This window comes from Rhizobium sp. O111, from assembly GCF_055616315.1.
This window is the reverse complement of record NZ_JBSHXL010000002.1, coordinates 1233453-1251537: the sequence shown is the minus strand read 5'-3', so window position 1 is coordinate 1251537 and position 18085 is coordinate 1233453. Positions and strand designations below refer to the sequence as shown.

Sequence of the window (18085 nt, the reverse complement as noted above, 5' to 3'; positions counted from 1 at the left end):
TTGGACATCATACGCATTCTTTTCGCGATCATCCTGCCACCTGTCGGCGTATTCCTGCAGGTCGGTATCGGCCTGCAGTTCTGGCTAAACATACTGCTGACGCTGTGCGGCTACGTGCCGGGGATCATCCATGCGGTATGGGTGATCCTCCGGCGGTAGCGATCAGCGCGGGAAGCTCTGCGCGTTGCCGGCATCGACATTGATGATGTTGCCGGTGGATTTTGCCGAGAGATCGGACGCCAGGAAGTAGATTGCTTCGGCGATATCTTCAGGGAAGACGTTGAGCTTCAGCATGGAGCGCTTGCGATAGTGCTCCTCCAGCTCGTTGATCTCGATCTTCGACGAGGCCGCACGCTGCTCGCGCCACTCGCCGTTCCAAATCTTCGATCCGCGCAGGACCGCATCCGGGTTGACGGTGTTGACACGAATGCCGGCTTCCGCGCCTTCAAGCGCCAGGCAACGGGCAAGATGGATCTCGGCGGCCTTGGCCGTGCAATAGGCGGCAGCGTTCGGCGACGATGCGAGGCCGTTCTTTGAGGCGACGAACACGACGTTGCCGCCGAGGTTCTGCTTGCGGAACAGGCGGAAGGCTTCGCGCGACACGAGGAAATAGCCGGTCGCCAGAATGTCTATGTTCTTGTTCCACATCGAGAGCTCGGTGCTTTCGATCGGCGCGGACGAGGCGATACCGGCGTTCGAGACGAGGATATCGACGCCGCCGAATTCGACGCAGGCTTCCGCGAAGGACGAGATCACGCCGTCTTCCTTGGTCACATCAAGCTTGACGCCACGAACGGCATCGGCGCCGAACTGCTTGGCGAAGTCGGCCTTGGTGCTGTCGAGCGCTTCCTGGTCGATATCGGCCAGAACCACGCAGGCACCTTCGCCGATCAGCCGGGCAGCCGTCGCGCGTCCGATGCCGCCGGCGCCGCCGGTGACAAAGGCAACCTTGCCGGCCAGGCTCTTCGGCTTCGGCATGCGCTGAAGCTTGGCTTCCTCGAGCAGCCAGTATTCGATATCGAAGGCTTCCTGCTCAGGCAGGCCCTGATATTCGGAAACGGTCGAGGCGCCGCGCATGACGTTGATGGCGTTGACGTAGAACTCGCTGGCGATACGCGCCGTTGCCTTGTCTCGAGCAAAGGACAGCATGCCGACGCCGGGAACGAGGAAGATGACCGGGTTCGCGTCGCGCATGGCGGGCGAATTGTCATGCTTGCAGTCGTTGTAGTAGCGCGCGTAATCGGCGCGGTAGTCTTCCAGCGCCTTGTCGAGACCGGCAACGATGGCATCCACATCCGGCTTTGCCGGGTCGAAATCGACGATCAGCGGGCGGATCTTGGTGCGCAGGAAGTGGTCGGGGCAGCTGGTGCCGAGCGCGCCGAGCGGCTGGAGGTTCTTCGAGTTGACGAATTCGAGAACGGCGTCCTGGTCGTCGAAATGGCCGAGCTTGCGTTCCGCCTTGCCGATGCGGCCGCGGATTTCAGGCATCAGGCGGGCCGCAATGGCGCGGCGCTGTTCGGCGGCCAAGCTCTCCGTGGCCGCACCGCCGAAGATCGTCTTGCCTTCGGTCTTCTCTGCAAACCAGACGATCGCCTTGTTGATGATCTCAAGCGTCAGCTCGTAGCAGGCCTTGGCATCGTTGGCCCAGGTGAAGAGGCCATGGCTTTCGAGCACGACGCCCTTGGAATTCGGGTTCGCCTTGACGAAGGCTTCAAGGTCGAGGCCGAGCTGGAAGCCCGGGCGGCGCCAGGGCAGCCAACCGATGTCAGCGCCGAAGATCTGCTGGGTCAGCTCCTTGGAGTTCTTCGAAGCAGCGATCGCGATGATCGCGTCGGGATGCATGTGGTCGACATGCGTGAAGGGCACGAAACCATGCAGCGGCGTGTCGATCGAGGCGGCGCGGCTGTTGAGATTGTAGGTGCAATGCGGAAGGAAGCCGACCATGCGGTCTTCGTCTTCAACACCCTTGTAGACGCTCTTCAGCGAATCCAGCTTGTCCTGATAGAGGGTGGCGAAGCCGTCGAGCTTGATGGTGCCGACGTCGCCGCCAGACCCCTTGACCCAGAGAACCTTGACTTTTTCGCCGGTCAGCGGGTCGGTTTCCATGACCTTGGCCGAGGTGTTGCCGCCGCCATAATTGGTGATGCGCTTGTCGGCGCCCAGCAGGTTCGAGCGATAGAGTAGCTTTCCAGGCTCATCCAGGCCTGCAGCGTACGAGTCATCCCAACGGTTATCCAGAAGCCGGACGGTTGCCGCCATGTCATCCTCCCATGTAGAATTCTTCAGGACGTGAAAATGAGTAATACGCCCTTTGCGGTGACGGTATCGCTCATCAAAAGCGGCGCTGTCAATCGAAAACGATCAAAAACGATTATGTTGCAACGCAATATGGAAAAATATGATCGCTTATGATTGACACATTGTCACAACTGCGAAATAAACGATGCAGGAGGAACCCATGCACGAACGCGAACGCCATCGCATCATATTGAGCGCCGTACAGGAAAAGTCGGTCGTGACGGTTCAGGATATTTCCGAGCTGACCGAGGCTTCCGAGGCGACGATCAGGCGCGATATCGCAGCGCTTCACGTGCAGGGAAAGATCCGGCGCGTGCGTGGCGGGGCGGAAGCCGTGCATCCGCCGCAGCTCGGCAATCTCGCAGGGAGGCCTTTCAGGGTTTCAGAATCAGTCAATTCCGATAAAAAGCGCGCAATAGCGCGCGCGGCCGTCGATCTCTGCGATCCTGGCGATGCCATCATCATCAATGGTGGAACGACCACCTTCCAGATGGTGCATTTCATGGCGGCGCATCGCATGCAGGTGATGACCAATTCCTTCGCGATCGCCGAGCATCTGGTCAAGCATTCGAAGAACACGGTCACGGTTCCCGGCGGCGTGATCTATCGCGAGCAGAGCCTGATCCTCTCGCCTTTCGACAATGACGCGATCCGCAATTTCTATGCGCGGCGCTTCTTCATTGGTGCACAGGGCGTCGGCCCGCTCGGCATCATGGAAGCGGATGCGCAGATCATCCAGAGCGAGCAGAAGCTGATGCATCAGGCCGACGAGCTGATCGTCATGGTCGATTCCAGCAAGTTTCATCGCCGCTCGAGCCTCATTCTATGCGGACTCGATCGCGTCACGACCGTGATCACGGACGAGGGGGTCTCCGACGAAGCGGTGCGGATGATCGAGGATGCGGGCGTCAAGCTCGTCGTTGCGAGCATGGTCTCGCAGGCAAGGGAGGATTCCTCGTCGGTCGCCTGAATGGCGCAGGCAGGATGTAGTCAAGTCAATCAACGTGGGAGGAAGAAAGCATGAAACTCGCAAAGACACTGGCGGTGGGCGTCGCCTTTGCCGTCGCATTGATGGCAGGTGCTGCAAGCGCCAAGGACATCAAGATCGGCCTCGTGGTCAAGTCGCTCGGCAACGGCTTCTTTGAAGCCGCCAACAAGGGCGCCCAGGAAGCAGCCAAGGAACTCGGTGGCGTGGAAGTCATCTACACCGGCCCGACCTCGACGACGGCCGAAGGCCAGATCGAAGTCATCAACTCGCTGATCGCACAGGGCGTCGACGCCATCGCGATCTCCGCCAACGATCCGGACGCTGTCATCCCGGCCCTCAAGAAGGCCAAGCAGCGCGGCATCAAGGTCATCTCCTGGGATTCCGGCGTCAACAAGGACGGCCGTATCCTGCAGCTGAACCCGTCGTCCAACGAACTGATCGGAAAGATGTGCCTGACGCTCGTCAAGGATCATCTGGAAGGCGGCAAGGGTGACTTCGCGATCCTATCTGCAACAACCACCTCGACGAACCAGAACATCTGGATCGGTGAGATGAAGAAGCAGCTCAAGGACTTCGCCGGCATGAACCTCGTCACTACCGTTTACGGTGACGATCTCTCCGACAAGTCTTACCGTGAAGCTGAAGGCCTCTTGAAGTCGAACCCGAACGTCAAGGTCATCGTCGCTCCGACGACGGTCGGCGTTCTGGCCGCTTCCAAGGTCGTCGAAGACAAGGGTCTCGTCGGTAAGGTCTACGTGACAGGTCTCGGCCTGCCGTCGGAAATGGCTGGTGCGATCAAGTCTGGTGCGACGAAGGAATTTGCGATCTGGAACCCGATCGACCTCGGTTACTCCGCAACGCAGATCGCCTATCACCTCGTAAAGGGTGACGCGACTGGCGCACCGGGCACCGAAATCGAAGCCGGCCGCATGGGCAAGATCAAGGTAGACGACAAGGGCGAAGCCGCTATGGCCGACCCGTTCATCTACAACGCGTCGAACATCGACCAGTTCTCGAAGGTTTTCTAAGCCTTTCGCGGACAGACAAAACCCGGCGGCACTGCCGCCGGGCCCTTCCCAATGAACACTGGTAAGCGCTGATGAACAACGCCCTTCAACACCCTGTTGCAAGCGTCGCGACAAACGACGTACCCGCAATTCTCGAGATGCGCGGCATCTCGCAGATCTTCCCTGGCGTGAAGGCGCTCGATAACGTCAGCATCGCGCTCTACCCCGGCAAGGTCACCGCGCTGATCGGCGAAAACGGCGCCGGCAAGTCGACCCTCGTCAAGATTCTCACCGGCATCTACCGCCCGAACGAAGGCGAAATCCTCGTCGACGGTAAGCCGACGACGTTTGCCAATGCGCAGGCCGCGATCGATGCCGGCGTCACCGCGATCCATCAGGAAACCGTCCTCTTCGACGAGCTGACGGTTGCCGAAAACATCTTCCTCGGCCATGCGCCGCGCACGCGTTTCCGTACCATCGACTGGAAGTTGATGAACAGCCGCGCGAAGGCGCTGCTCACCTCGCTTGAAAGCAATATCGATCCGACGATCCGCCTGAAGGACCTCTCGATCGCGCAGCGCCACCTCGTGGCCATCTCGCGCGCACTGTCGATCGAGGCCCGTATCGTCATCATGGATGAGCCGACGGCCGCCCTGTCACGCAAGGAGATCGACGATCTCTTCCGCATCGTCGAAGGCCTGAAGGCGCAGGGCAAGGCGATCCTCTTCATCAGCCACAAGTTCGACGAACTCTACGAGATCGCCGATAATTTCGCGGTCTTCCGCGACGGCCGCGCTGTCGGCCACGGCAATCTGAAAGCCACACCACAGGACGAGATCGTCCGCATGATGGTCGGCCGCGATGTCGAGAACGCGTTCCCGAAGATCGACGTCGCGATCGGCGGACCGGTGCTACAGGTCGAGAAATACTCCCACCAGACCGAGTTCCGCGATATCTCGCTGACGCTGCGAAAGGGCGAAATTCTCGGCATCTACGGCCTGATCGGCGCCGGCCGCTCCGAGCTCTGTCAGTCCCTGTTCGGCATTACCAAGCCGCTATCGGGTAAGCTCACGCTTGATGGCCGGGAGATCAGCATCAATTCGCCGCTCGACGCCATCAGGGCGGGCATCGTCTATGTGCCGGAAGAGCGCGGCCGCCACGGCCTGGCGCTGCCGATGCCAATCTACCAGAACATGACGCTGCCATCGCTCGGGCGCACGTCGCGCAAGGGCTTCCTGAAGGCGGCCAACGAATTCGCGCTTGCCCGCAAATATGCCGAGCGGCTCGATCTGCGCGCGGCGGCGCTTTCGGTTCCTGTCGGAACGCTATCGGGCGGCAACCAGCAGAAGGTGGTGATCGGCAAGTGGCTGGCAACCATGCCCAAGGTCATCATTCTCGACGAACCGACCAAGGGCATCGATATCGGCTCGAAGGCGGCGGTGCACGGCTTCATCAGCGAGCTCGCCGCCGAGGGCCTCTCCATCATCATGATCTCATCGGAACTGCCGGAGATCATCGGAATGTCCGACCGGGTGCTTGTCATGAAGGAGGGCCTGTCGGCCGGCCTTTTCGAGCGCAAGGACCTGACGCCGGAAACGCTGGTGCGCGCTGCCACCGGCAATGCTTGAGGTAACCAGCATGTCCAGACTCTTGAGAAAACGTGAAACGCTGCTTTTCATCATCATCGCGGTGATGATCGGCGCCTTTTCGACCCGCGCCGACGGCTTTGCGACACCAGGAAACCTCGCCGGCATCTTCAACGACACGTCGATCCTGATCATCCTAGCGCTGGCGCAGATGACCGTCATCCTGACGAAATCGATCGACCTGTCGGTTGCCGCCAACCTCGCCTTCACCGGCATGGCGATCGCGATGCTGAACGCCGCGCATCCGGATCTGCCGCTGATCGTCCTGATCCTCACCGCGGTCCTGATCGGCGCCTGCCTCGGTGCCATCAATGGCTTCCTCGTCTGGGCACTCGAGATCCCGCCGATCGTCGTGACATTGGGTACGCTCACCATCTATCGCGGCATGGCCTTCGTGCTCTCGGGCGGCGAGTGGGTCAACGCGCACCAGATGACGCCGACCTTTCTCAATGTTCCCCGCACCGTCGTTCTCGGCATGCCGGTGTTGAGCTGGGCCGCAATCATCATCGTCGCGCTGATCTATGTCGTGCTGAAGTACACCCAGTTCGGCCGCTCCACCTATGCAGCCGGCGGTAATCCGACTGCGGCCGTCTATGCCGGTATCGATGTCGGCTGGACGAAATTCCTTGCCTTCGTCCTGTCGGGCGCGCTTGCCGGTCTTGCAAGCTATCTCTGGGTGTCGCGCTATGCGGTCGCCTATGTCGATATCGCCAATGGCTTCGAGCTCGATAGCGTGGCGGCCTGCGTCATCGGCGGCATATCGATCGCCGGCGGCGTCGGATCGGTGCTTGGCACCGTGCTCGGCGCGCTCTTCCTCGGCGTGATCAAGAACGCGCTCCCCGTTATCGGCATCTCGCCCTTCACGCAGATGGCGATCTCCGGCACCGTCATCATTCTCGCCGTCGTCTTCAACGCAAGGCGCGAGCGCAATCGTGGCCGCATCATCCTGCGCGACAAGGCCGCCGCGGAAACTCCAGCAGAGGTGGCAGCATGAGCACCGTCGTTTCCACGCCCACCGAAAAGCGCGTCATCCCGGATCGCCTGGGAACGCCCTTCAAGCGGATCATGTCCAGCTGGGAAGTGCTGCTCTTCGGTGTGGCCGTCGTCATCTTCATCTTCAATTCGCTGGCATCGCCCTACTTCCTGGATGCCTGGAACCTCTCGGACGCCACCTTCAACTTCACCGAAAAGGCGATGATCGCCTTTGCCATGGCGCTGCTCGTCATATCCGGTGAGATCGACCTGTCGGTCGCGGCCATCATCGCGCTGGCCTCTACCGCCATGGGCGCCGCGGCGCAGGCGGGTGTCGGCGCGCCGGGTCTTGTCGCCATAGGCGTCGGCGTCGGTCTGCTTTGCGGCATGTTCAACGGCTTTCTCGTCTCAGTGATGAAGCTTCCCTCTATCGTCGTCACCATCGGCACGATGAGCCTGTTTCGCGGCATCTCCTACATCGTGCTGGGCGATCAGGCTTACGGCAACTATCCCGAGGATTTCGCCTTCTTCGGGCAGGGTTACGTCGTCTGGGTCTTCTCCTTCGAGTTCGTGCTCTTCATTGTCTTGGCGATACTGTTCGCCATCCTGCTGCACGCCACCAATTTCGGCCGCCAAGTCTACACGATCGGCAACAACGACTTCGCCGCGCGCTTCTCCGGCATCCCTGTCGAGCGGGTGAAGTTCATTCTCTTCATGCTGACGGGCGTGATGAGCGGCATCGCCTCGGTCTGCCTGACCTCGCGGCTCGGCTCGACGCGCCCGTCGATCGCGCAAGGCTGGGAGCTCGAAGTCGTTACCATGGTGGTTCTTGGCGGCGTCTCGATCCTCGGCGGCTCCGGCAAGATCGGCGGTGTCGTCATCGCGGCCTTCGTCATGGGCCTCGTCACCTTCGGTCTCGGCCTGCTTAACGTTCCCGGCATCGTCATGTCGATCTTCATCGGCCTGCTTTTGATCATCACCATCGCGATCCCGATTATCGCTCGCCGTATCAAAGCCATGAGTTCGAAATGATGCTGGAAAAACACGCCTTCAAGATGACGCTCAATCCCGGCATGGAAGCCGAGTATATCAAGCGCCATGACGAAATCTGGCCGGAACTGGTCGAGCTGCTGCACCAATCCGGCGCCAGCGATTATTCCATCCATCTCGACCGTGAGACCAATACGCTGTTCGGCGTTCTGACGCGCACCAGCGACAACACGCTGTCGAGCCTGCCGGAGCACCCCGTGATGAAGCGCTGGTGGGCGCATATGCGCGATATCATGGCGACCAATCCGGATAATTCGCCTGTTCAGACCGACCTCGTCACCGTCTTTCATATGCCATGACCTCAAGCCAGAGCTACGCCCGCGTCGCGGTTCTCGATATCGGCAAGACGAATGCCAAGGTCGTCGTGCTCGACAGCGCCACCGGCGCCGAGGTTGCGGTCGTCAAGACCCCGAACGTGGTGATCAAATCCGGTCTCTATCCGCATTATGATGTGGAGGCATTGTGGGCTTTCGCGCTCGACGCGTTGAAGCGATTTGCCGTTTCGCCCGGTTTCGATGCTATCTCGATCACCACGCATGGTGCCAGCGCCGCTCTGCTTGCTACGGATGGGGCGCTCGCGATGCCGGTGCTCGATTATGAGCACGAATATTCGCGCGAGATTGTCGACGCCTATACCGCGCTGCGCCCGTCATTCGACGAAACCTATTCGCCGCGCCAGTCGATGGGCCTGAACATCGGAGCACAACTGCACTATCAGCAGACAGCCTTTCCAGAGGCGTTCGCCAATGTCACCACCATCGTCACCTACGCCCAATACTGGGCGGCGCGGCTGACGGGTGTCGCGGCGAACGAGGTAACGTCGCTCGGTTGTCATACGGATCTGTGGAACCCGCGCGCTTCGAGCTATTCCAGTCTCGTAGACACGCTGGGCATAAGACCGCTGATGGCGCCGATCCGCTCGGCTTTCGATGCGCTCGGACCCGTGCTGCCTGACATCGCCAAGGAGATCGGGCTTTCCAAACCGGTTCCCGTCTATTGCGGCATCCACGATTCCAACGCTTCGCTGTTGCCGCATCTGGTCAGCCGACAGGCCCCGTTCGCCGTCGTCTCGACGGGTACGTGGGTGGTCAACTTCGGTGTTGGTGGCGATCTTGACCATCTCGATCCGAAGCGCGATACGCTTGCCAATGTCGATGCCTACGGGCGGGCCGTTCCGTCCTCGCGCTTCATGGGGGGGCGCGAATTCGAAATCCTGTCGGCCGAGATCGGGCCCGTGGCGGTCGAGGACGCGGTCGCGGCCATGCCCGGTGTCATCGAAACAGGCATGATGCTCCTGCCCAACGTAGCGCCAGGGTCTGGGCCATTCCCGGGTAATGAGCGGCGTTGGGTAAACGCGGACACGGCGAATGCTGCCCAACGCTACGCTGCGGTCTGCCTCTATCTGGCACTGATGACCGAAGCGTGCCTGGGCTTGATCGGCGCCGGCGGCCCCCTTGTCGTAGAGGGTCCGTTCTCGTTGAACGAGACCTATCTCGATGTGGTCGCAGCGCTCACTGGACGGGATGTGATCGCCGTTCCCGGCTCGACGGGCACAAGCGCCGGCGCTGCACTTCTGACTGGAATTGCGCCGATGACAGGCAAAGAGAAGCATTTTCCGCCGCGCGAGATCTTTCACTTGCATGACTATCGGCGTCGCTGGTACGCCGCGCTAGCATAAGACTCTTTCCGGATCGACTATTTGCGCCATCTATGAATGCCGGTAGAGTTGAAGCGCATTTCATACCAGGTGAGGAAAGCACGACATGACAGTTTCATCCGGCGAGGGTTTCGATCCGCGGGCATTGGCCGCGCGTTTGAGTGGCCTTGAAAAGTCAGGCGAAAAAGCACCGACGGCGGATTTCGTTTTGCCCGCGACTTTGCGCGAAGCGATGGACGCGCAGAATTTTCTTGCCGCCGAAGAGCGCATATCCACGCATGCCTGGAAGGTGGCCATGTCGCCGTCGGGCGAGCCTGTCCTGGCACCCTTGCATCCTTATTTCGAGGCCGTCTCCGGCGCATCGATTTCCTGGCGTCCGGGCATGAAGTTCGAGGCGGAAGTGGCAGTTCGCCTGGGACAGGATCTCCCGGTCCGTCAGAACGGTGATTACAGCCGCGAGGAGATCGTCGAGGCGATCGCAGACTGCCATCTCGGCGCCGAGCTTCTGGCAAGCAGCATTGTGGAAAGCGGGCAGGTCTCCTTCCTGCTTTATCTGGCCGAACGCATCGGCAACAAGGGCTATGTTCTGGGTCCGACACTTCCGAAAAGCATCGTCGACACCGTCGGCAATACGACGCTCAAGGTGACGCATGGCGAGCAGGTGATCTATGACGCCCTGGCGCGCCATCCGAACGACGACGTGCTGGTATGGCTGCTTGCCTACGCCAATGACAAGCTGCGCCCGCACACCTCGCTGAAGAAAGGCGCGCTGATCACTACGGGCACGCTGTGCGGCGCGATCGAACTGACCTCGCGCGGCCCAATCGAGATCTTACTCGGCAACGAAACGCGTCTCAGCCTTTCGATCGTTTGATTGAGAGACGCGTCGTTCTCCGCTTTTGTATCGGCGGTGGACAAAAACGCGGAACATTGGCGCCGCTCACGCATTCTCCCGGATTGAACTTCGGGAGGATGTGATGGTGAAACGTCTCGCCTTGTGCGTGCTCATTGTCTGCACCGCTGGGGGTGCGTTCGCCAACGAGTCGCCGTTTCTGAAGTCGCTAGCCGGCAGCTGGAGCGGTAGCGGGATGATGAAGCGGACAACGGCGTCTTCTCCGATCAATCTAAGCTGCAGTTTTCAATCGAAAGCCAACGGTGAAGCGCTATCGATGGATGGCAAATGCACCGGTATGCTGGTGGTCTCGCGTGCGGTCTCCGCGCAGCTGAAAGCCACCGGCGGCAGTTACGCTGGCCGTTACATCGGTCCCTCGGGTAGGGTTTCCACACTGAACGGAGCAAGGCGTGGGGATGCCATCGAGCTTGCGGTCACATGGTCCAGAATTGTAAACGGCGATCGTGCTGCGACCATGACAATCCGGCGCGCGGGCGCAAACACGCTGCGGATCAGAACGGTCGACAAGGACCCCTCGTCCGGCAAGCAGGTCGTTACAAGCGAGATCAACCTGCAACGCAACTAGTGATGTGCGTCGTGGCGCCGCGTACCGATTTTGCTAGTAGCCGTACTTTTCGGCACTGAACTTGCACTTGTTCAGCACGACACCGAGCACGTTTGTTTTCTCGGTAAGCGTCTGTTCACAGATGTCGATTTCGCTCAGAGTGCTCTGCTCCGCCGCGGCGACCAGGATTATACAGTCAACATTTGGCAGGAACGCCAGAACGTCGTCGGTGGAAAGCATCGGCGGCAGATCGTAGATGACGATATCAGGACGCATTCTCCGACGCATGTCCTGAAGCGCCTGAGTTGACGCGGCGCTTTGGAGCAATTCCGCGGAAAACTGGACAGACTGCTTGTTGGCCGCGATGGCGAGATTGTCGCCATGACGTCTGAATATGTCGTCGGCCTGCAACTCGCCGCGCAGGAAAGATTCCATTGATGCGGCATCGCGCATTCCGAGCGTCTTGCCGACCTGGGGGCGCTTCATGTCGAGATCGAGCAGAACTGTCCGGCAGTCCTTCTGGTTCGCGAGGCTGAAGGCCAGATTGAGCGCGGTAAAGGTCTTTCCGCAGCCTGGTGTGGGCGAGGTAATGGCGACGGATGTCCAGTTGTTCTCCCGCATGTTCTGCAGGATCCTGGTTCGCATCATGTCGAAAGCGCTGTGCGCTGTGTCGGAGCGATTGACCGTGACGATACGGTTTCGTGCAACGAGGCTCGCATCAGGGGTGAACGGCTGAAGCTTCTCCCAGGCTATCTCGCTGATCTCCCGCGAAGGCGCTGTGGACATGTTATTCTTCTCCTGGAGCGCTTGCGAAAACGACGATACCAGAGTCTGTTCCATAGGGTTTGCCTCAACTTTTCTGTTCGATGTCGCTGATCGGTTTCAGTGGTCTTGCGTTACATCGAACCGGGCTTCATGAAGCCGGATAGCAGCCTTTGAAAAGCGCTCGCCAACGGCGCGTAGAAGTAATGGATGATCAAGAGGAAGGCGGGGATGACGCTTGCCGAAACGGCGGCGGCCGCAATCCGCTTGTTATAGAAACCGCCCGTCGTCTCCGCAGGTGACGCGATGTAGGGAATGACGCCGAGCGGCTGACGCTGCAGGAGCTGGCTCAGTTCCGATGGTCTGCGGATCGTGCGGTTCATCAGCTCAAGCAGCAAGGTAAGGCCGAGACCAAGACCCATCCCGCCGAGGGCGCCGGCAAGCACGATCATCCGGCGCTTCGACTTCACCGGCGTTTCCGGCGGCTTGGCCGCTTCAAGCAAGGAGAAGCGTCCGCCGTCCGAGCGCGCTTCGATCTGCGTACCAAGCGATGCCTCAGCGCGTCGTGCGATTGCGGTGTTGTACTGTGTCTGAATGTTTCCGAGATTGCGCTCGATGACATTCAGCGCCGTTTGCGTCGCGGGGGTTTCGCTGACTGATTTCGTGAGATCGGAGATGCTCTGTGTCAGGGTCGCACGTTCGCGTTCAATCGCCTCCAGTCGTTTGTCGATGTCCGCCAACTGCAGATCGACAGCTGAGGCGCCCTGCTTGCCGGCTTCGCCGGTGGGCTTCGCAGCACCCCGGCCGCGCAGGGCTGCGATGCGGGCGCGCAGGTTGACGATATTGGGGCTGTCTTCCGAGAAGATCGCCAGCTGTTCGGCGAGCGCCCTGTTCAGATCCAGCAACATCTGCTGCTCGGTGCTCAGCGGACCGATGTTGCCTGTGGCGATGGCATTTTCCGCGAACAGGCTTCTCCGCGCGCGAAGGTCCGCTTCCTCACGTTCCAGCGCCACCAGGCGTTCCTGCTGGCTGGCCTGTCGCTGCCGGCGGAACTCAAGGCTTTCGGGAAGGGTGTCTTTGTGTTCGGTCTTGAATTTCAGAAGCTCGTCCTCAAGTCGGTTCAGGTCGACATCGAGCCGTTTCACTTCGTCGTTGAAGAACTGCAGCGTATCGCCAGCGCGGTCGGTGCGCTGCCGCTGGTTGTCAAACAGAATCGATGACGCAAGCTCGTTGGCGGCTTTTGCGGCCAATTCGGGTGTTCCTGCTTCGAAGACGACGCTGAAAACCGTCGTTGCTCCATCGCCGAGCGGCAATTGATTGAAGGTGATCCGCGAACGCATGTCCTTGATTAACGCGTCCCTTGAAAGCTTGTCTTGGTCGACCCCGTAGACATCCAGCTTGCCGGCGAGCTGGACCAGATTGTCGCCCGTCGTCATCTGCTGCTGCAGGATCAGCAACTGCTCAAGCGAGCTCGTGGGCACCGTCGACTTGACAAGATTGGTCGGTATCTGCGGCGCTTCGACGAGAATTTTCGCGGTTGACTGGTAGGACTTCGGTATCAGCAGAGCGAACGCCAGCGCAATCGCTGTCGTGATCACGGTGAGAACTATGATGTGCGGCAGTCGCCTTAGCAGGATCGACAAGTAGAAACGAATATCAATATCACCCATTACAAGTTCGCCTGACTGATCCTGAGAAGCTGAAGGTGTTTTACCTGCCTACATTTTCGATCAGTTCCCCACTGGAGGGTAGTTCGTCGATAGTGGATGCCGCGCCACGGTTGCTAGTACCTTTGGACAGGGTTTGGGATTTTTTTAGTTTAATTTCAAATAAAGTTTAGTATATAGGAAATTATACATTGAAATATGGGTATTTTCTGTCGCGATTGCCCGCGATACTTCGTGTGTTCGCGCTAATTATTTCTTTGCGGCATTTTTATGGGTCACTCGATCACCGAGAGCAGGCGGAAGCTAGTCTATTTTGGTAGATAGGGAGATATTGATCTCAAGCAGTAATATAATGAATAATAGTTCTGCGAAATTCGATTAAGCCCCGATATTCTGATTACAGGCAAGGAATGACTAGGTGGGCTCCGCAGTATTTTGAGCATTTTCGCGCCAGGATGAGGAATGATCGGGCATGGTCATGCAATGCATGCGTTTTTCGACAGGTCGCCATCAGCCCACACGGCTGGGCAGGTTGCTGACCCTGCTTGCGCTGGGGACGGCGATGTTCGCCGGTGCCGCCGCGAGCGCTCCGCTTCCGCCCCACACCAAGATCAGGCTGAGCGTTGTGCAATGGATGCCCACCAAGGGCGTCTATGAACAATGGGGCTCCATCGGCGGCGATCTCACTGTTTCGGATGCCGGCACGGTGTCCGTACCGGTGCTGGGGAGTGTTGCTGTCGGCGATCTTGACGACGACGGCTTGGCCGCGGAAATCGGCAAACGTCTCAAGGAAAAGATCGGACTGGTCGATGCGCCGGCGACAACTGTCCAGGTACTCGAATATCCGCCGGTGTATGTCGTTGGGGATGTGTCCAGACCCGGTGAGTATAAATTCAGTTCGGGGCTGACTGTCTTGCAGGCGCTCGCTTTGGGCGGCGGCGAGTTTCGCGCGCCCCTCGCCCTCGAGGGCGCCGGCGAGGTGACGCGGTTGGCCGGCGCGTTGAAAGAACTGGACGATTCCATCACGCGCAGTAACGCCAAGATCGTGCGCCTGGAAGCTGAGATGGCGGGAGCTACCTCGGTCGATTTCTCACGGCAGCCCGACAAGGCCGAACCGTTCGCCGCAGCTGTCTACAATCAGGAGAAGGTGATTTTCGAAGCCAGGGCGAACGCTGTTGATCGAAAGGCGAAGTCATTTTCCGAGCTGCGAGATTTGCTCAACGAGGAAATCGGCGTTCTCGAACAAAAGACCAAGAGTACTGACGAGAATATCAAATCCATCCAGCAACAGGTGGATAGCACCGCGATGCTCGTTGCCAAGGGCGCTGTGGTAGCGACCCGGCAGGGCGAGGTCGAGCGGGCGCTCAGAACCTATCAAGACACCCGGCTGGACATCAGCACTGCGATCATGCGCGCTCGCCAAAGCATCAGCCAGACGACCAGGGATCTGCAGGCGCTTTACGACGAGCGAAAGACGGAAGTTGCGTCGGATCTCCAGTCGGAAAGAGCAGCCCTCGTCCAACTGAAGCTCAAGCGTGAAACCAGTCAAAAACTGGTGTTGGACAGCCTGTCATCTCTCGGTGGAGTCGCAAGCGAGGACGGGAAGCCTGTCCTGACGTTTGTCATCGTGCGCACGGAAAACGGAACGGCAAACGAGATCTCCGCATCCGAGACGACGACACTCATGCCCGGCGATGTCGTCAAGGTAACCCGGCCTCCCCTGCAAACCGCGAAACCGATCGAGCAGGTTTCGTCCGTCACCGGCGCTGACCAAGCCAGTCGATGACTATTATCATCTGGCGGGAGAACCAAAAGCGTATTGCGTATTGGCGGCCGCTACCCAAAGAGCGTGCCGAGCTAGAGGGTTAGCGTGCCTTGATGGTCACGGATGTGAACGCAACTGGACGACAGAGCTACACTCAAATCCTGAAATCCACGGTCTTGATCGGCGGATCATCAGTTGTGAATATCGGCTTTTCGATCATTCGCAACAAGGCAATGGCGCTCCTGCTTGGGCCGGAGGGCGTGGGTCTAATGGGCCTTTACAGCGCCACGGTCGACATCGTCCATTCCGTTGCGGGCTTCGGGATGAACGCCAGCGGCGTCCGCCAGATCGCCGAATCCGTTGGTAGCGACGATCCTGATCGTATCGCGAGAACGGCGACGGCGCTGAGGCGTATCTCGGTGGTGCTGGGGCTTCTCGGAACACTGGCGATGGCGCTGCTTGCCGCGCCGATCGCCAGGTGGACATTCGGCGACGACCAGCATGCGACGGCTATGCGGCTGCTGTCCATTGTAATCCTCTTCCAGGTCATGTCAGGAGGACAGACGGCCCTTGTTCAAGGCGTGCGCGACATCGCCGGGCTCGCGCGCCTCAGCATTCTGGGTGCGTTTTTCAGCACTGTCATCAGTATCCCGATTATCTATCTTTACGGTGAAAGAGGCATAGTGGCGTCTATTGTATGTATTGCCGCCGCAACGCTGGCGACTTCTTGGTGGTACAGCCGCAAGATCGAGATCAATCCGTGTCGCCTGTCATTCACGGATTTACGCTTGGAGGCCGCCGGTCTGTTCAAGCTTGGCTTTATCTTCATGGTCAGCGGCTTCCTGACGTTTGGCAGCGCCTACGCGATCCGCATCATCGTGTTGGACGAGGCAGGCATCGTCGCGGCTGGGCTTTATCAGGCCGCATGGTCGCTCGGTGGATTGTATGCAGGCTTCATCCTGCAAGCGATGGGCACGGATTTTTATCCGCGCCTGACCGGCGTCGCCAATGACGACGGCGAATGCAACCGCCTCGTCAACGAACAGACGCAGGTGAGCGTGCTCCTGGCTGGCCCTGGGCTGCTCGCCACACTCACGCTTGCGCCTGTCATCATGCATGTCTTCTACTCGCCGGCGTTCTACGCGGCGGTAGACTTGTTGCGCTGGATTTGCCTGGGCATGATGCTCCGCATCGTCGCATGGCCGATCGGCTTCATCATACTGGCCAAGGGCGCTCAGAGGATTTTCTTCTGGACTGAAGTGGCGGCGGCTATCGTTCATGTCGGGCTTGCCTGGATCTGCGTGAAAAGTTTCGGCACGGTCGGCGCCGGTATTGCCTTCTTCGGCCTTTATGTCTGGCACAGCATTCTCATCTATTGGATTGCCCGGCGCTATACCGGCTTTCGATATTCCGCGATCAATCGTGTTCTGGTTTTTGTATATCTGCCGCTTTCGGGAATGGTGTCTCTGGGCTTCCAGTTCCTGCCGCTGTGGCTGGCGAGCTCGATTGGTCTGGTCGCCACCGCTGCAACCGGGCTTTACTCGCTCAAGACCCTCGCCGAATTGCTGCCGCCCGAAGCGCTGCCGCGCGTGGTTAGAACCAGGTTTGGCCGTGCTGCAATGTCCTGGTCGGGCTCCGTACGCCAAGTCCCATGAGCTCGGCAACAGCCCGGCAGCGCCTGCTGATTGCCTAAACTGTCGCATTGAGATTTGCCGGCATTTTGCGTAAAGACGATGCGAGTGAGCGGTGAGGACTCAGGTGAAAGCGGCGGAAGCAGGCATAGTTCGATGGCTGGTGCGTATCAGCTGCGTCGTTGCGCTGGTCCTTGTGGGCTTCGCGCATCAGGCGCCGGCCTTTGCCGATGGCGAGTTCATCCCCGATGAGCTTTCCGAGTTCGTGCTGCCGGATGGAACCGCGCCCGTTATCTGCACGGTCGACAAGGCGCAGCCCACGCATCACAACAGTAAGGTCCACGCGCATGGCTGCGAGGCTTGCCGGATCAGCGCGTCGACCGTCCTGCCGGCTCCCGCTTTTGTCGCATGGCGAGGCATCGCGATCCTCACCAATCCTGGCCCGCGCCGCGGCTCCGCGGTCGATGAAAGCAGGCCTTTATCACCCGGGGGCGGTCCCAGAGGGCCTCCGTTGGGCGTTGCTCAAGTTTGAGCTGCCATGCGGTTCGCTGCTTAGTCGGTTACCCCGCATCGATATCCAGTCTGTCTCACACATCCGTCCGCTGCCGATGCCGCATGACATGTTGGTCACGCGAGCCTCCTGAAACAGCGGTCGCTCTGGCAGGAACAATCATCATGAAGAAGCTTACAGCCCTTCTGGCCATTCTCTTTCTTGCAGTTACTTTCGGTGTGCCCGCCGGCGCACAGACGGTCACCGCAGGCGACATCGAGATCTCCAATCCACACGCCCGCGCCATGGTGCCCGGTGCGAAAGTCGGTGGCGGCTATCTCAGCATCACCAACAAGGGCAAGGCCGACGACAAGCTCGTCGGCATCATCTCGACGCGCGCCAAATCCTCTGAAATTCACCAGATGAGCGTCAACAACGGCGTCATGACCATGCGGCCCGTCGCTGATGGCCTCGTCATTCCGGCGGGGCAGACGATCGATCTCAAACCGGGCGGCTACCATGTCATGTTCACTGATGTCGCCGAGCCCTTCAAGCAAGGCGAGACGGTCAAGGCGACCCTGACCTTTGAAAAGGCTGGACAGGTCGATGTCGAATTCGCGGTAGGCGGCGCCAACGCCATGAAGATGGATGGTCATTCCGGGATGAGCGATATGTCCAAGCCGCAATAGGCGGCA

17 protein-coding genes are annotated in these 18085 nt (G+C 59.6%); 14 read left to right on the top strand and 3 right to left on the bottom strand.

The genetic code is table 11. From position 1 onward, the window contains the following. Complete coding sequence (locus ACVTFQ_RS25320; protein ID WP_018896533.1) at window positions 1–159, top strand: YqaE/Pmp3 family membrane protein; 159 nt, start codon at window positions 1–3, stop codon at window positions 157–159. Window positions 160–162: 3 nt separating this feature from the next. Here ACVTFQ_RS25320 and ACVTFQ_RS25315 read toward each other — a convergent pair whose 3' ends face one another. Beyond that, on the bottom strand, window positions 163–2259 hold the full coding sequence (locus ACVTFQ_RS25315) for a bifunctional rhamnulose-1-phosphate aldolase/short-chain dehydrogenase (protein ID WP_113177459.1): 2097 nt from the start codon (window positions 2257–2259) through the stop codon (window positions 163–165). A gap of 199 nt (window positions 2260–2458) precedes the next feature. Here ACVTFQ_RS25315 and ACVTFQ_RS25310 point away from each other — a divergent pair, with 199 nt between their 5' ends. From ACVTFQ_RS25310 to ACVTFQ_RS25270, 9 genes are all read left to right on the top strand, one after another. Beyond that, the gene (locus ACVTFQ_RS25310) at window positions 2459–3268 is read left to right on the top strand and encodes a DeoR/GlpR family DNA-binding transcription regulator (protein WP_018896531.1); all 810 of its coding nucleotides are present in this window, start codon (window positions 2459–2461) and stop codon (window positions 3266–3268) included. A 50-nt stretch (window positions 3269–3318) separates the two neighbouring features. Then, window positions 3319–4314: a rhamnose ABC transporter substrate-binding protein gene (gene rhaS / locus ACVTFQ_RS25305; RefSeq protein WP_018896530.1), complete on the top strand. Its 996-nt coding sequence runs from the start codon at window positions 3319–3321 to the stop codon at window positions 4312–4314. Between the two features lie 71 nt (window positions 4315–4385). Next, a complete protein-coding gene (locus ACVTFQ_RS25300; RefSeq protein WP_113177460.1) occupies window positions 4386–5921 on the top strand; it encodes a sugar ABC transporter ATP-binding protein in 1536 nt (511 codons plus the stop codon). 10 nt (window positions 5922–5931) lie between these two features. Next, a complete protein-coding gene (locus ACVTFQ_RS25295) occupies window positions 5932–6933 on the top strand; it encodes an ABC transporter permease (protein ID WP_113177510.1) in 1002 nt (333 codons plus the stop codon). Then, window positions 6930–7943: an ABC transporter permease gene (locus ACVTFQ_RS25290; RefSeq protein ID WP_112435419.1), complete on the top strand. Its 1014-nt coding sequence runs from the start codon at window positions 6930–6932 to the stop codon at window positions 7941–7943. Before ACVTFQ_RS25295 ends, ACVTFQ_RS25290 begins: the two co-directional genes overlap by 4 nt. After that, entirely contained in the window at window positions 7940–8260 is a 321-nt protein-coding gene (rhaM, locus tag ACVTFQ_RS25285) for an L-rhamnose mutarotase (RefSeq protein WP_113177461.1), read from the top strand. Before ACVTFQ_RS25290 ends, rhaM begins: the two co-directional genes overlap by 4 nt. Further along, the gene (locus tag ACVTFQ_RS25280; RefSeq protein WP_113177462.1) at window positions 8257–9639 is read left to right on the top strand and encodes an FGGY-family carbohydrate kinase; all 1383 of its coding nucleotides are present in this window, start codon (window positions 8257–8259) and stop codon (window positions 9637–9639) included. Before rhaM ends, ACVTFQ_RS25280 begins: the two co-directional genes overlap by 4 nt. Window positions 9640–9724: 85 nt before the next feature. Continuing rightward, window positions 9725–10492, top strand: coding sequence for an FAA hydrolase family protein (locus ACVTFQ_RS25275; RefSeq protein ID WP_113177463.1), 768 nt, complete (start codon window positions 9725–9727; stop codon window positions 10490–10492). 103 nt (window positions 10493–10595) lie between these two features. Next, window positions 10596–11096, top strand: coding sequence for a hypothetical protein (locus tag ACVTFQ_RS25270; protein WP_470424155.1), 501 nt, complete (start codon window positions 10596–10598; stop codon window positions 11094–11096). 33 nt (window positions 11097–11129) lie between these two features. Here ACVTFQ_RS25270 and ACVTFQ_RS25265 read toward each other — a convergent pair whose 3' ends face one another. Further along, window positions 11130–11861: a CpsD/CapB family tyrosine-protein kinase gene (locus tag ACVTFQ_RS25265; RefSeq protein ID WP_409527967.1), complete on the bottom strand. Its 732-nt coding sequence runs from the start codon at window positions 11859–11861 to the stop codon at window positions 11130–11132. Between the two features lie 110 nt (window positions 11862–11971). Beyond that, entirely contained in the window at window positions 11972–13507 is a 1536-nt protein-coding gene (locus ACVTFQ_RS25260; RefSeq protein WP_470424154.1) for a GumC family protein, read from the bottom strand. 475 nt (window positions 13508–13982) lie between these two features. Here ACVTFQ_RS25260 and ACVTFQ_RS25255 point away from each other — a divergent pair, with 475 nt between their 5' ends. The 4 genes from ACVTFQ_RS25255 (at window position 13983) to ACVTFQ_RS25240 (ending at window position 18079) form a co-directional block, all read left to right on the top strand. Next, window positions 13983–15290, top strand: coding sequence for a polysaccharide biosynthesis/export family protein (locus ACVTFQ_RS25255; RefSeq protein ID WP_409527968.1), 1308 nt, complete (start codon window positions 13983–13985; stop codon window positions 15288–15290). Between the two features lie 92 nt (window positions 15291–15382). Then, window positions 15383–16924 (top strand): O-antigen translocase, encoded by a 1542-nt coding sequence (locus tag ACVTFQ_RS25250; RefSeq protein ID WP_313760909.1) that lies wholly within the window; start codon window positions 15383–15385, stop codon window positions 16922–16924. Window positions 16925–17027: 103 nt separating this feature from the next. Continuing rightward, a complete protein-coding gene (locus ACVTFQ_RS25245) occupies window positions 17028–17432 on the top strand; it encodes a hypothetical protein (protein ID WP_470424153.1) in 405 nt (134 codons plus the stop codon). Between the two features lie 143 nt (window positions 17433–17575). Beyond that, complete coding sequence (locus ACVTFQ_RS25240) at window positions 17576–18079, top strand: copper chaperone PCu(A)C (protein ID WP_470424152.1); 504 nt, start codon at window positions 17576–17578, stop codon at window positions 18077–18079. Window positions 18080–18085: the final 6 nt, after the last annotated feature.

What these genes read in the sequence shown, in the direction of transcription:
- ACVTFQ_RS25260 (WP_470424154.1), bottom strand. Translation starts at nt 13,507, where the DNA reads ATGGGTGATATTGATATTCGTTTCTACTTGTCGATCCTGCTAAGGCGA.
- rhaM (WP_113177461.1), top strand. Translation starts at nt 7,940, where the DNA reads ATGATGCTGGAAAAACACGCCTTCAAGATGACGCTCAATCCCGGCATG.
- ACVTFQ_RS25270 (WP_470424155.1), top strand. Translation starts at nt 10,596, where the DNA reads ATGGTGAAACGTCTCGCCTTGTGCGTGCTCATTGTCTGCACCGCTGGG.
- ACVTFQ_RS25310 (WP_018896531.1), top strand. Translation starts at nt 2,459, where the DNA reads ATGCACGAACGCGAACGCCATCGCATCATATTGAGCGCCGTACAGGAA.
- ACVTFQ_RS25290 (WP_112435419.1), top strand. Translation starts at nt 6,930, where the DNA reads ATGAGCACCGTCGTTTCCACGCCCACCGAAAAGCGCGTCATCCCGGAT.
- ACVTFQ_RS25275 (WP_113177463.1), top strand. Translation starts at nt 9,725, where the DNA reads ATGACAGTTTCATCCGGCGAGGGTTTCGATCCGCGGGCATTGGCCGCG.
- ACVTFQ_RS25250 (WP_313760909.1), top strand. Translation starts at nt 15,383, where the DNA reads ATGGTCACGGATGTGAACGCAACTGGACGACAGAGCTACACTCAAATC.
- ACVTFQ_RS25265 (WP_409527967.1), bottom strand. Translation starts at nt 11,861, where the DNA reads ATGTCCACAGCGCCTTCGCGGGAGATCAGCGAGATAGCCTGGGAGAAG.
- ACVTFQ_RS25240 (WP_470424152.1), top strand. Translation starts at nt 17,576, where the DNA reads ATGAAGAAGCTTACAGCCCTTCTGGCCATTCTCTTTCTTGCAGTTACT.
- ACVTFQ_RS25295 (WP_113177510.1), top strand. Translation starts at nt 5,932, where the DNA reads ATGTCCAGACTCTTGAGAAAACGTGAAACGCTGCTTTTCATCATCATC.
- rhaS (WP_018896530.1), top strand. Translation starts at nt 3,319, where the DNA reads ATGAAACTCGCAAAGACACTGGCGGTGGGCGTCGCCTTTGCCGTCGCA.
- ACVTFQ_RS25315 (WP_113177459.1), bottom strand. Translation starts at nt 2,259, where the DNA reads ATGGCGGCAACCGTCCGGCTTCTGGATAACCGTTGGGATGACTCGTAC.
- ACVTFQ_RS25300 (WP_113177460.1), top strand. Translation starts at nt 4,386, where the DNA reads ATGAACAACGCCCTTCAACACCCTGTTGCAAGCGTCGCGACAAACGAC.
- ACVTFQ_RS25280 (WP_113177462.1), top strand. Translation starts at nt 8,257, where the DNA reads ATGACCTCAAGCCAGAGCTACGCCCGCGTCGCGGTTCTCGATATCGGC.
- ACVTFQ_RS25255 (WP_409527968.1), top strand. Translation starts at nt 13,983, where the DNA reads ATGCAATGCATGCGTTTTTCGACAGGTCGCCATCAGCCCACACGGCTG.